Origin of the sequence: Limnobacter sp., assembly GCF_043511195.1 — a bacterium.
Lineage (GTDB): Bacteria > Pseudomonadota > Gammaproteobacteria > Burkholderiales > Burkholderiaceae_B > Limnobacter.
This window is the reverse complement of sequence record NZ_CP121330.1, coordinates 3054069-3066759: the sequence shown is the minus strand read 5'-3', so window position 1 is coordinate 3066759 and position 12691 is coordinate 3054069. Positions and strand designations below refer to the sequence as shown.

At 53.6% G+C, this 12691-nt stretch carries 14 protein-coding genes; 9 read left to right on the top strand and 5 right to left on the bottom strand.

Annotated elements, in window-relative coordinates; all coding sequences use genetic code 11:
• The first annotated feature begins 68 nt into the window (after positions 1-68).
• The 7 genes from ycaC (at position 69) to P0D43_RS14550 (ending at position 5693) form a co-directional block, all read left to right on the top strand.
• Positions 69-689, top strand: coding sequence for an isochorismate family cysteine hydrolase YcaC (gene ycaC / locus P0D43_RS14580; protein WP_394672785.1), 621 nt, complete (start codon positions 69-71; stop codon positions 687-689).
• Between the two features lie 23 nt (positions 690-712).
• Positions 713-1582 carry a pirin family protein gene (locus P0D43_RS14575; protein ID WP_341236840.1) on the top strand — a complete coding sequence of 290 codons (870 nt, stop codon included), beginning with the start codon at positions 713-715 and terminating at the stop codon, positions 1580-1582.
• Positions 1583-1684: 102 nt separating this feature from the next.
• Positions 1685-2848 (top strand): acyl-CoA dehydrogenase family protein, encoded by a 1164-nt coding sequence (locus P0D43_RS14570; RefSeq protein ID WP_394673735.1) that lies wholly within the window; start codon positions 1685-1687, stop codon positions 2846-2848.
• Position 2849: 1 nt separating this feature from the next.
• Positions 2850-3623, top strand: a complete 774-nt coding sequence (locus P0D43_RS14565) for an SDR family NAD(P)-dependent oxidoreductase (protein ID WP_394672784.1) — start codon at positions 2850-2852, stop codon at positions 3621-3623.
• Between the two features lie 9 nt (positions 3624-3632).
• Positions 3633-4655 carry a phosphotransferase family protein gene (locus P0D43_RS14560; protein ID WP_341236842.1) on the top strand — a complete coding sequence of 341 codons (1023 nt, stop codon included), beginning with the start codon at positions 3633-3635 and terminating at the stop codon, positions 4653-4655.
• Complete coding sequence (locus P0D43_RS14555; RefSeq protein WP_341236843.1) at positions 4648-5022, top strand: DUF6285 domain-containing protein; 375 nt, start codon at positions 4648-4650, stop codon at positions 5020-5022. The genes P0D43_RS14560 and P0D43_RS14555 overlap by 8 nt, the downstream gene beginning before the upstream one ends.
• Positions 5019-5693: a histidine phosphatase family protein gene (locus tag P0D43_RS14550; RefSeq protein WP_394672783.1), complete on the top strand. Its 675-nt coding sequence runs from the start codon at positions 5019-5021 to the stop codon at positions 5691-5693. Before P0D43_RS14555 ends, P0D43_RS14550 begins: the two co-directional genes overlap by 4 nt.
• Positions 5694-5714: 21 nt before the next feature.
• Here the strand turns inward: P0D43_RS14550 and P0D43_RS14545 are convergent, their stop codons facing one another.
• From P0D43_RS14545 to P0D43_RS14530, 4 genes are all read right to left on the bottom strand, one after another.
• A complete protein-coding gene (locus P0D43_RS14545; RefSeq protein WP_159572200.1) occupies positions 5715-6101 on the bottom strand; it encodes a YciI family protein in 387 nt (128 codons plus the stop codon).
• Entirely contained in the window at positions 6098-6478 is a 381-nt protein-coding gene (locus P0D43_RS14540; RefSeq protein ID WP_341236845.1) for a YciI family protein, read from the bottom strand. The genes P0D43_RS14545 and P0D43_RS14540 overlap by 4 nt, the downstream gene beginning before the upstream one ends.
• Before the next feature lie 13 nt (positions 6479-6491).
• Positions 6492-6908: a nuclear transport factor 2 family protein gene (locus tag P0D43_RS14535; protein WP_159572206.1), complete on the bottom strand. Its 417-nt coding sequence runs from the start codon at positions 6906-6908 to the stop codon at positions 6492-6494.
• 90 nt (positions 6909-6998) lie between these two features.
• A complete protein-coding gene (locus P0D43_RS14530; protein ID WP_341236846.1) occupies positions 6999-8240 on the bottom strand; it encodes an RNA polymerase sigma factor in 1242 nt (413 codons plus the stop codon).
• 82 nt (positions 8241-8322) lie between these two features.
• Between P0D43_RS14530 and P0D43_RS14525 the strand changes: the two genes are divergently transcribed.
• A complete protein-coding gene (locus P0D43_RS14525) occupies positions 8323-10470 on the top strand; it encodes a TonB-dependent receptor (protein ID WP_341236847.1) in 2148 nt (715 codons plus the stop codon).
• On the opposite strand, the gene P0D43_RS14520 is transcribed toward P0D43_RS14525, so the two are convergent.
• A complete protein-coding gene (locus P0D43_RS14520; RefSeq protein WP_394672782.1) occupies positions 10467-11375 on the bottom strand; it encodes a mechanosensitive ion channel family protein in 909 nt (302 codons plus the stop codon). The two genes, P0D43_RS14525 and P0D43_RS14520, sit on opposite strands and share 4 nt — an antisense overlap.
• A 194-nt stretch (positions 11376-11569) precedes the next feature.
• On the opposite strand from P0D43_RS14520, the gene P0D43_RS14515 reads away from it, so the two are divergent.
• Positions 11570-12679, top strand: a complete 1110-nt coding sequence (locus P0D43_RS14515; RefSeq protein ID WP_159572215.1) for a putative solute-binding protein — start codon at positions 11570-11572, stop codon at positions 12677-12679.
• Positions 12680-12691: the final 12 nt, after the last annotated feature.

Sequence of the window (12691 nt, the reverse complement as noted above, 5' to 3'; positions counted from 1 at the left end):
TTATCGGTGATTGTTTATTCCAATAGCATATTGCCATTATTCACTGTCAATATGTAAAGGAAATAATCATGAGCAAGCCCTACGTTCGCCTTGATAAAAACAATGCTGCAGTGCTGTTGGTGGATCACCAAGCGGGTTTACTTTCGCTGGTACGCGATATCGACCCCGATCGTTTCAAAAACAATGTATTGGCCCTGGCCGACCTTTCAAAATATTTCAATTTGCCCACCATTTTGACGACCAGTTTCGAGACTGGCCCGAACGGCCCGCTGGTGCCCGAGTTGAAGGAAATTTTCCCCGATGCGCCTTACATTGCACGCCCCGGACAAATCAATGCATGGGACAACGAAGAATTTTTGGCGGCCGTCAAAGCCACCGGCAAAAAGCAGTTGATTATTGCCGGTGTGGTCACTGAGGTGTGTGTGGCATTTCCAGCCTTGTCCGCCTTGGCCGAGGGCTATGACGTGTTTGTGGTCACCGACGCATCGGGCACATTCAATGAGCTGACCCGCGATTCCGCCTGGGAACGCATGACGGCAGCGGGTGCGCAACTGATGACCTGGTTTGGCGTGGCCTGTGAATTGCATCGCGACTGGCGCAACGACATTGAAGGTTTGGGTGCTTTGTTCTCCAATCACATTCCTGACTACCGCAACCTGATTACCAGCTACACCGCACTGACGAAGTAAGCGCAAGGCGTTATGATTTTGTTATGAATAAAATCAAGCGAGTTGAACTTCGAAGCGCAGACTTGGGCGAAGGCATGTTGGTGAAACGTGCCTTGCCCAGTCGCCACCAGCGCATGGTGGGGGCGTGGTGTTTTCTTGACCATGCTGGCCCGGTGAACTTTGCGCCCGGCAAAGGCATGCATGTGGGGGCGCACCCGCACACAGCCTTGCAAACTTTCACCTGGCTGATCGATGGCGAAGTGTTGCACAAAGACAGCTTGGGCAATGAACTGATTATTCGCCCAGGCCAAGTGAATTTAATGACAGCAGGCCGTGGCATTGTGCACACCGAAGACTCGGTGGTGAACGGTGGCCGCCTGCACGCTGCGCAATTGTGGATCGCGTTGCCTGAAGCCTTGGCCAATTGCGATCCTGATTTTGCGCATTATCCCGAGTTGCCAGTTTGGCATTCCGACGGTGTTCAGTTCACACTGTTGGCGGGCAGCTATGGCGATATGAAGGCACCCACTGCGGTGCATTCGCCCATGCTGGGCATGGATTTGTTCAGCCCACAAGGCGGCACGGTTGCGCTGAATTTGAACCCCGATTTTGAGTACGGATTTTTGCCATTAACCGGACAAGTGAATGTGCAGGGCGAGATCTACACGCCTGAAGAATTCGCTTATTTGGAGAAGGGTTCAGAAGGCCTGGATATGACGCTTGGCGCGAATACGCGCGTGTTGTTGCTGGGCGGCGAACCATTCAAGCAGCCCGTGCAAATGTGGTGGAATTTTGTGGGCCACAGCAAAGAAGCCATTGCCCAGGCCCAGCGGGCTTGGGAGCAGGGCGATGCGCGTTTTGGTGATGTGGGTTCTGCCGCGCGTTTACAAGCCCCCATTCTGCCCTGGTCATAAGCGGGTTTTCAGGGTTATCCATGAGCCGGGCTGGTTGTCTGCATTTGGGTGGCCGCGTTGAAGTCGATTACAGTAGATGTATCGACTGACACGGAGTACTCCATGGATTTTTCCCTGACCCCTGCGCTGAAGTCACTTCAAGACGAAGTGAGAAGTTTCATCGCCGAAAAAATCATTCCGCTGGAAAAAGACGCGCGCCAAACCGCGCATGGTCCCACTGAGGCTTTGCGCGAGGAATTGGTCAGCCTGGCCCGCAGTGCCGGTTTGTTAACACCCCATGCTTCAGTGGAATTGGGTGGTCGGGGCTGGAGCCACATTCAAAAAGCAATTGCGTTCGAAGAGGCGGGCTACTCCACACTGGGTCCAACGGCCATGAACATCCATGCGCCCGATGAAGGCAATATTCATTTGCTGGAGGTGGTGGCCACGGATTCGCAAAAAGAGCGCTGGTTAAAACCCATGGTGCAGGGAAAAATTCGCTCGTGCTTTGCCATGACCGAGCCTGCACCTGGCGCAGGCGCCGACCCTTCCATGATGCAAACCACCGCGGTGAAAGACGGCGACCACTACGTGATCAATGGCGACAAATGGTTTATCACCGGTGCGGAAGGCGCAAGCTTCGCGATCATCATGGCGAAGATGGAAGACGGCGCCGCCACCATGTTTTTAAGCGACATGAACGCCCCCGGCATTGAGTACGTGCGCACCATGGACGCGATGGATGCCTGCTTTACAGGCGGGCACGGTGTGTTGAAGTTCAACAATTTGCGTGTGCCTGCCACCGATGTATTGGGTGAAATTGGCAAAGGTTTTCGGTATGCGCAAGTGCGCCTGGCACCTGCCCGTTTAACCCATTGCATGCGTTGGTTGGGGCAAGCCCGCCGCACGCACGACATTGCGCTGGACTACGCCCGAAAGCGGCAGGCTTTTGGTGTGCAACTGGGTGCGCATGAAGGGGTCAGTTTTATGTTGGCCGACAATGAAATGGATTTGCACACGGCACGTTTGCACATATGGCACACCGCCTGGATGCTGGACCAAGGCGAGCGCTGTAATTTTGAATCCAGCCGCGCCAAGGTGGTGTGCTCAGAAGCCGAGTGGCGCGTGGTGGATCGCAGTGTGCAAATTCTGGGTGGGCAGGGCGTAACCGGCGAAACCATTGTGAGCCGAATTTTCACCGACATGCGCGCTTTCAGAATTTACGACGGCCCCAGTGAAGTGCACCGATTCAGCATGGGCAAGAAACTGATTGCCGGGCGGTATTAAGATGAATACAAATCAATTGTTTTCGATGCAGGGCAAGTTGGTGCTGGTCACAGGTGCTTCCAGCGGGCTGGGCAAGCATTTTGCACACGTATTGGCGCAGGCCGGTGCAACCGTGTTGTTGAGCGCACGCAGCGTGGACAAATTGCAGCAGGTGCTTGCCCAAATTCAGTCGGAGGGCGGCAAGGCATTTGCGGTGGCCATGGATGTAAGTAGTTCAGCCTCGGTGAGCAACGCAATGGCACACTTGGTCCAAATGTATGGTGTGCCCGATGTGCTGGTGAACAACGCAGGGCAATCCATTGCCAAACCCATGCTGGAGCAGACCGAGGAAGACTGGGACCAAATACTTGACACCAATTTGAAGGGTTGCTGGCTTGTGGCCACCGAACTTGCGCGTGCCTTGGCTTCAGCGGGGAAGCCGGGTGCCATTGTGAACATTGCCTCCATATTGGGCGAGCGGGTGGGTGGCTCGGTGGGGCCTTACACCATTTCAAAAGCCGGTTTGGTGCAGGCCACCAAAGCCATGGCGCTTGAACTGGCCCGCTACAACATTCGCGTGAATGCAATTTTGCCGGGCTATGTGGCCACCGACATGAACAGCGATTTTTTGCACAGCGAACTGGGCGACAAATTGCGCAAGCGAATTCCCTCCCGGCAGTTTTGTGAACTCAGCGATTTGACTGGGCCACTGTTGCTGCTTGCTTCGAATGCAGGTGCAGGCATGACCGGCGCTTGTGTTGCAGTGGATCGTGGCCATTTGGTCAGCGCACTGTAGGGCGGTGGAATGAACGAGACACAGAAAGAATCACTGCAACGATTTTTGACCACGGCCCTGGCTGCGGACACCGTAGTAATCCTGAAGGCTGCCTTGCTTTCAGGCGGTGCCGTGCAAGAGAACTGGGCGCTTGATTTGCAAGTAAAGGGTGGTGAATATTCCGGGCTGCTGAATACCGTGTTGCGCTGTGATTCACCCACTGCAGGTGTGGCCATTAGCCATGGTCGTGCCCAGGAATTTGCATTGTTGCAAACAGTTTTTAATGCCGGGGTGGCTGTGCCGCAACCGCTGTGTTTGTGCGCAGACACTTCCGTGTTTGGGCGTCCGTTTTTTGTGATGCGCAGAATAGGCGGCACTGCCGCTGGCCATGTGCTTGTAAAAAACACGGGGTATGCACCGGATCGCATCGAGCTTGCACGCCGCTTGGGGCGGGAATTGGCACGCATTCATTCGGTAAAGCCACCTGTTGATGCGCTTGGCTTTTTGCATGCTTACACCGAGTCGCCTGCGCTGTACCGAATCAACACCCACCGTGCTTTTCTGGACCAACACCACACGGCCTACCCAGCCTTGGAGTGGGGTTTGCGCTGGCTTGAACGGCACGCGCCACAGCGCAATGTGATTGCCTTGGCGCATGGCGATTTTCGCACTGGCAATTACATGGTGGACGAACATGGCTTGACCGGTATTCTGGATTGGGAATTTGCCGGATGGAGCGACCCGCTGGAGGACATTGGCTGGTTTTGCGCCAAGTGCTGGCGTTTTGGTCAAAACGATTTACAGGCAGGTGGTATTGGCGAGCGAGCGCATTTCTACGAAGGCTATGAAGCGGAGTCGGGTGAAAAAATCGACCGCGATCAAATTCATTACTGGGAAGTGATGGCCCATGTGCGTTGGGCTGTAGTGGCCATTGAGCAGGCACAGCGTTATTGCTCGGGTCAGGAAAACTCTTTGCTGCTGGCCTTGACCGGGCACATTGTGCCTGAACTGGAATGGGAAATTTTGAACATGACGGAGCACAACAATGCGTGAACAACCCACAGGTGAGTCGCTGTTGCAATGCGCCCGCGATGTGTTGAAAAACAATGTGCTGCCCATGCTGCAAGGCGACGCCAAGCGAGACGTGTTGATGGTGATGAACGCCATGTCAATTGCGCAGCGTGAACTGCAGCAGGGAACAGCCCCTGATGAGCGCGAACAGCAAGCGCTGGCCCAGTTGTTGGGGGAACCTGTGTTTGATGTGGCGCAGGCCAATCGTGAACTTGCGGCTCGCATTCGTGCCGGTGTTGCTGACCCTGAAAGCACCGAGTGTGCAGCGGTGTTGAATCATTTGCGCGAGGTGGGCAAAAGCCGCTTATTGGCCAGCAACCCCAAAGTATTGAAAGGCCAATCAGCATGAGCACCCTGGTGTTGATGCGACATGGCCAGGCTTCCTTTGGTGCAGCGCGCTACGATGCCTTGTCGGAAGTGGGGCAGGCACAGGCACGCGCCACCGGGCAGTGGTTGCGCACGCAGGGTGTTCAACCCACAGCGGTGTTGCATGGTCCGCGTCAACGGCAGGCTGACACGGCTGCGTGGTTGTTGAGGGATGCAGGTTTTGAATTGCGAGGTGTTGAATACGCGCTGCTGGACGAGTTTGCCGAGGGCGAGGAAATTTTCAGCACAGCCGAACAATTGCTGGGCCGATCCATGGCGCTGAATGCAGGGCGCGAACGAATCGAGATATTGCGCGATTACGATGCCACTTGCCGCGCCTGGGGCAATGGTGAAGTGGACATTCCGGGCCGCCTGAGCCTGGTGGATTTTCGTGCGCAATTGCGCGAGTGGCTGAACAGCCACACCCAAGCGCAGCAGGCGCCGGGACAAACTGAATGGGTGGTAACCTCGGCGGGGTCGATTGCAGCGCTGGTGTGTGAAGTCATGGGTTTGCCCAATGCCAGCTGGTACAGCCTGCTGCGCGTGATCCGAAATGCGTCACTCACCGAAGTGCTGTACTCCAAAGGCAAAGTCAGTTTGCTGAGTTTCAACGGCGTAAGCCACTTGCCAGCGCATTTGAACACGTCGATGTAAATTTATTAATGAGTCTTTGATTCAGCCTGCCTGCGCACCGCCCGCTGCATTGCCATGGCTAAGCAGTTCGCGGGCAGGACGTACTTCAATGGAGCCATAACGGGCCGGCGGAATTTTTTCGGCCAATGCAATGGCTTCGTTCAGGTCTTTGGCTTCCAGCATGTAGAAACCAGCGAGTTGTTCTTTGGTTTCTGCAAAAGGGCCGTCGGTGGTGTGAGTTTTGCCATTGCGTACCCGCACGGTGGTGGCGGTATTCACAGGCAACAATGGGCTCCCAGTGATGAAATGTCCACGTTGGCTTAGGCTCTCTACACAGGCACTGCACTCGTTGTTCAAGGCGTCCCATTCTTGCTGGGACATGCCGTTCATGATGTTTTCGTCGTAGTACACCAATGCCAGATATTTCATGATGGGTCTCCGTAGCGAGAGTCTTCGCGAAGTGTTTCCTCGATTGGGCGAATTTCTATGGTACCCAGTCTTGCAGAAGGCCATTGTGATGCAATGCGCAGGGCTTCGTTGAAGTCGTGGGCCTCTATCAGAAAATACCCACCCAATTGTTCTTTTGTTTCAACAAAAGGACCATCGGTGGTCACAAGCCGTTGGTTGCGTACACGCACCAGCACGCCATTGCTGGCACTTTGCAGGGCGTGTGTTGCAAGCAAATGACCGCTGGCTTTCAAAGCTTCTACATAACCCAATGTTTCCTGTCGCAAGGCCAACCACTCCTCGCGTGGCATGGCATTGAAAAGGGCCTCTTCCTCGTGGGCCAGGCACAAGTATTTCATTTCACACCGCCTTTCAAGGTTGTGCATCAAAAATGGCTTTGCCACTTTCAGGGTCGAAGGGGGAGGAAAAGTGTTCATGCACGATTTTCCACTCGCCGTGTTGTAGGCGCAGGCAAACCGTGGCCCGCATCCAGCCGATGTTTTCCTCGCCGAAATCTTGCACGGAACCGCAGCGTGACAGGTAGTGGCAAAAAGCCAGGTCGCCTGCAGCATGCATGGCCAGCTGATGAATTTCCATGATGACTCCGCCGCCACACAATTGCATGCAGTATTCCCAGTGCGCTGTGTAATTGGCCTTGCCAACGATGTGTAGCGCTTTGACCGCGTCAAAAGAAACGATGTCCTCACTGTAATGGCTCATGATCTTGTCCAGATCTTCCTCGACTACGGCTTGCTGCCAGCTTTCCAGTACAGCTTTGATTGCGTTCATGCTCACTCCTTTGTGGTTCCTTGGGTTGGTGCTTCATGAATTAGTCGAACGGCAAATCTGGAAATCGACAAGCGATCAAAAATTTTTCAATTACTTTTTCAGATCGTTGATGCGGCTCTGCAGAAAACGTTGTTCCGGTCCTTGCCGAGTCAGTCGAAGTGCTGCCTGGTAAGCGTCCATGGCCTCGTTGAGTTTGCCCAGGCGTCGGCACAAGTCGGCACGTGTTGCGTGGGCCAGGTGGTACTCGGTCAACTGCCCTTGCGCAAGCAATTCGTCCACCAGTGCAAGCCCTGCCTCGGGGCCGTCGCGCATGGCCACTGCTACAGCGCGGTTCAGTGCAACCACCGGTGAGTGGGTGTGCTCCAGCAGGGCATCGTACAGGCCCACAATTTGTATCCAGTCTGTTTCCTCGGCGCTTGGCGCCTCGGCATGCACTGCACTGATTGCCGCTTGAAGCGTGTAGGCACCAAATCGTCGGGATGCCAACGCTTGCAAAACCAACTGGGCACCTTCGTTGATTTGTTCCTGATTCCACAATTTGCGATTCTGGTCTGCCAACAAGATCAAGTCGCCTTCGGGCGTGCTGCGTGCTGTGCGGCGCGAGTCGTTAATCAGCATCAGCGCCAGCAGCCCCATCGCTTCTGGTTCGGGCAATAACTCCACCAGCAAACGCCCCAGTCGAATGGCTTCACCGCTCAGTTCCTGACGAATCAAGGCGTCGCCCGCCGAAGCGGAGTAGCCTTCATTGAAGACCAGGTAGATCACTTGTAAAACCGCATGCAGACGTTCTTGAAGTTGCTCTGCTTGTGGCACTTCGTAGGGAATCTTGGCATCGCGGATTTTTGTTTTGGCACGAACAATTCGTTGAGCGATCGTGGGCACTGCGCTTAAAAATGCACTGGCCACTTCTTCTGTTGACAGACCACAGACCTCTCGCAAGGTGAGTGCAAGTTGTGCCTCGGGTGACAGGCTAGGGTGGCAGCAAGTGAAAATCAGTCGAAGGCGATCGTCTTCAATGCCCTCGTCTGTGTAATCGGGTTCGTGGTGCAGTTGTTCTGCCAGTGTATCGGCGACCTCTTCATATGACGTATCAAATTTTGCACGCCGACGAATTTGGTCAATGGCCTTGAAGCGAGCAGTTGAGACCATCCATGCGCGGGGATTGGCAGGAATGCCATTGATTTCCCATTGCTGAATCGCAATTGAAAAGGCCTCTTGCATGGCTTCTTCGGCCAAATCAAAGTCGCCCAGCAACCGAATCAGTGTTGCCAGTATTCGTCGCGACTCTTGCTGGTAAAACGAGTCGAGCCAATTGTGCAGGTCAGTTGTCATGGTGAAAAATTAACACTCGTTAATACAAATGATAATAATTATCATTATAATTGTTCGATTATTCATTGTCCTCAATCTTCTCATGAACGCCCAGAATCCGAAATTAAACGTCTTGGCCTTGGCCGTGTTTACTGCCTTGTCCTCTCCAGTATTTGCTCAAACTACCGAGTTGCCCGCCGTGCAGGTTAACGCCAGTGCCGATGCTTCTGCCGAGGGCTTGGCACCTGAATACGCAGGTGGCCAGGTCGCTTCAGGCGGGCGTGTGGGTTTGTTGGGTACCCAATCGAACATGGACACCCCCTTTAATTTGACCAGCTACACGTCCAAGCTGATTCAAGACCAGCAAGCGGCCAGCGTGGGCGAAGTGCTGCTGAATGACCCAGCCGTTCGCGTTGCGCGAGGCTTCGGCAATTTCCAGCAAGTGTATTTGGTCCGTGGTTTGCCAATTTTTTCAGATGACATGTCCTACAACGGTTTGTATGGTTTGTTGCCGCGCCAATACCTGGCATCTGAGTTGGTTGAACGTGTGGAAGTGTTGCGCGGTGCCAATGCGTTTTTGAACGGTGCAGCACCCGGTGGAAGTGGTTTGGGTGGTGCCATTAACGTGGTGCCAAAACGTGCACCCAACTACGACATCAACCAGGCCACCGTGGGCATTCAGGATGGCGGAGAGGCTTACCTGGCGGGTGACTTTGCACGCCGTTTCAACGACGGTTCTACGGGTGTGCGCGCAACCATTGCCAAGCGCGATGGCGACACGAATGTTGAAGGGGAATCGCGTGAATTAACCCTGTTTGCGGTGGGCGCAGATTTCCGCAGTGACAAACTGCGAATTTCCGCAGATGTGGGCTACCAGGAGCACAAGTTACAAGCTTCGCAACCCAATATAACAATTGGCGCTGGCTTGGCCATTCCGCCCACACCGCGCGCGGACCGCAGCATTGCGCAGCCCTGGACATTCTCGAACGCTGAAGACACCTTTGGTACTGTGCGTGCAGAATATGATTTCAATGACACAGTAACGGGCTGGATTGCTGGGGGTATTCGGGAAGGTGTTGAGGCTGGCAATTTCGCCAACCCTACCGTGGATGATTCCAACGGAGACTATGACGCGAACAGATTTTCGAATGTGCGAGAAGACTCCGTTCAAACCGCTGAAGCCGGTTTGCGTTTCAAGTTCAACACAGGTGGCGTGAAGCACACTGTGAGCACCTCGGCTGCGATGTATGAGTTGGAGTCAAAAAATGCCTTCAATTTCTACAATAGTTTTTCAGGCAATATTTACAATCCTCAACCGGTGGCTGAGCCCACGGTAGTGATTTTTCCGGGTGGTAGCTTTAACAATCCCTTGGTCACCGAGAAAACAGACACTTCGAGTCTTGCAATTGCAGACTCAATGGCCTTCCTGAATGATCAGTTGTTGCTGACTGTGGGCGTTCGTCGTCAGGAAATTGAAGCCAAGAGTTTTGATTTCACCACAGGCGCTCAAACAGCCTCTTATTCAGAAAGCGCCACCACGCCGGTGGCAGGGGTTGTATTCAAACTGAACCCACAGTATTCGGTGTATGCCAATTACATTGAGGGTTTGGTGAAAGGTGAAACGGCACCGCAGACTGCAAATAATCAGGCTGTGACCAACGCAGGCTCCGTGTTCAAACCTTTCAAAACCGAGCAAGTTGAGTTGGGTGTGAAATACGACGGTGGCAACATCGGTGGGTCGGTGTCTGTGTTTCAAAGCGAGAAGCCCAGTTACGGCATCGACAGCACCAACACGTTTTCTCAAATTGGTGATCAAACCAATGAGGGTCTGGAAATCATGGCGTTTGGCAAAGCCAGTAAAACAGTCAAGGTGCTGGGCGGCTTGAGCGTTCTGAACACCGATGTCGATGGCCGTGATGCAATTGGCGCACCTTCTGCGCAGGCCAATGTGGGCCTTGAATGGAGCCCGGAACAGGTGCAGGGTTTGGCGTTCGAGACCCGCGCAATATACACCAGCAGCCAGTACGCCGACGCAGCCAATACGCAGGAAGTGCCTTCATGGACTCGCCTGGATTTGGGTGTGCGTTATGTGATGGCAGTGGGCAATGATCAGGCACTTACACTTCGTGCCCGATTGGACAATGTAACTGATCGCGATTATTGGGCGTCAGCGGGCGGTTTCCCTGGCTCGGGCTACCTGACCATTGGCAACCCGCGCACCTTGACAGTGTCGGCATCGCTCGACTTTTAATCTGATTTGACCATGCGCACATCGAGTTGCCCTGAACGCACATGCAGGTCGCGTTGCGGGAAGGGGATCTCGATGTTGTGTTTGCGAAGTTCAGTTTCAATTTCCCACAAAAACAAAGCCTGCGTGCGCTTGGGCCGTGACATCAGTTCATTGCCCACCCAAATCACCAACTCAAAATTCAAACTGTTGTCACCAAACTCAACCAGCCAAACTTCGGGTTTGCGGGTGGGGTTGTCAGTGATTGCACCTTCAACGCGATCCGCTGCATCCAGCGCAGCTTGCCGTACTTGTTCTTTGTCGCAACCATAGGCCACGCCGAACGGAATATGAATTCGTCGAAACTTTTCACTAAAACTCCAGTTGATGACTTGCCCATTGATGAATTCAGAATTGGGCACAATGATGTCCACGTTGTCGCGCGTGGTGATGCGAGTAAAACGTAAACCAATTTCATTGACAACGCCGGTGGCACCCGAGGACATTTCCACGAAATCGCCGATTTTCAGGCTGCGCTCCACAATCAGAATGATGCCCGACATGAAGTTGCTGAAAATATTCTGCAAACCAAAGCCAATGCCCACACCGATTGCACCGCCCAAGAAGGCCAGGCCACTCAGGTTAAAGCCAATGTAGGAGAGGCCCATCAGTGTGCCCACAACCCAGATGGTGTAGCGAAGCAGTCGGCCCAGCAGGTACAGGGTTGACTCATCAATGCCTTTGTAGGTTTTGCCTTTGGTGGTGCGCTGAATGATTTTTTCGACTGTGGCGGCGCCCCACCAAGCCAGCACAATGATGAACAAGAGCCCGACAATGCTGGCCATTGAAAATGTACTTTCTTCGGAATTGAACAGAGGCGTGGTTAGCCACTGGTAAACCAGCGACAAGAACTCGGACATGGATTCCATGACTTTCCTGTTTTGTTAATGAACACATCATTTTTAGTTTTAACATCGAAAAGGCCGTGAATACACGGCAGTGGAGCATATTGCGCTGCAAGGTTGACCCTTGCTCGTGATTCATTCAAGATGTGACTGCTCAGTTACATCTGTGTTGCAGTACCCCATTGCGCCCGCTTTGCACGCCTTACTGGAACAACACAATGCTCACCCGTTTTCTGCCCGTTTTGCTGGTTTTAGCCAGTATGTGCGCTGCTACCCAAGCCTATGCTCAAGTCAAAGGCCCGGAAATTCCTCCGAATTTGATTGGCAATGTGTCGCGCCAACTTATGAAAGAGATGAAGCCGCTGGAAAAACCCTTGCACATCAAGATTTGCATTTTTGATATTTTGGGAAAGGCGGGCCCAGTGTTCAGCATTGCGCAAGACATTGCACTGGAAGCGCGCAAGTGGAATGTGTTTGCCGAGCTGATTCCGCACACCAATGAAACTGTTGCCACCGAATCTTTTCGCACGGGGCAGTGTGAAGCGGTGGGTATTACCACGTTGCGTGCCCGTTTGTTCAATCAGTTCATGGGCAGCTTTGATGCCGTGGGTGCCTTACCAACTTATGACCATGTCAAAACTGCATTGCAGGTGTTGATGGGCAGCGACACCTTGTACGACTTGTCGATTCAAGGCAAGTACCAGGTGGTGGGCATGGCCCCCTTGGGCGCCGCGTATGTGATGGTGAATGACCGCGCCATTGATTCCATCGAGAAGGCCGCTGGCAAGAAAGTCGCGGTGATGGACTGGGACAAAAGCCAGTCAAAAATGATTCAGCAATTGGGTGCGCAGGCGGTGCCCAGCGACATTACCAACTTCGCGCAAAAATTCAACAACGGTGTGGTTGATATTGTGGCTGCACCGGCTGTGGCTTTTGCGCCGTTGGAGCTGTATCGCGGCCTGGGTACCAAGGGTGGGGTTTACAAAATGCCGCTGCTGAATGTGACCGGTTCAGCGATTATCAACCGTACCCGGCTGGAAAAAGAAGTGCCTGACCTGGACGATCGTTTGAAGAAAATGCGCAAGTTTGGTTTGGGCTTTATTGACCAAGCGCTTGACGCAGTCAAAACAATTGAAAAGCAGGTGCCCGCCAAATTCTGGATGGATGTGACACCCGCCGATCAGGAAAAATACAATGTCATGATGCAGCAGGCGCGCGTGCAGTTAACGCAAGAAGGCGTATACGACAAACGCATGATGAGCCTGCTGAAAAAGGTACGTTGCCACCACACACCCAGTGCTGCGGAATGCAGCACGAATGTGGAGTGAATCGATGCACTG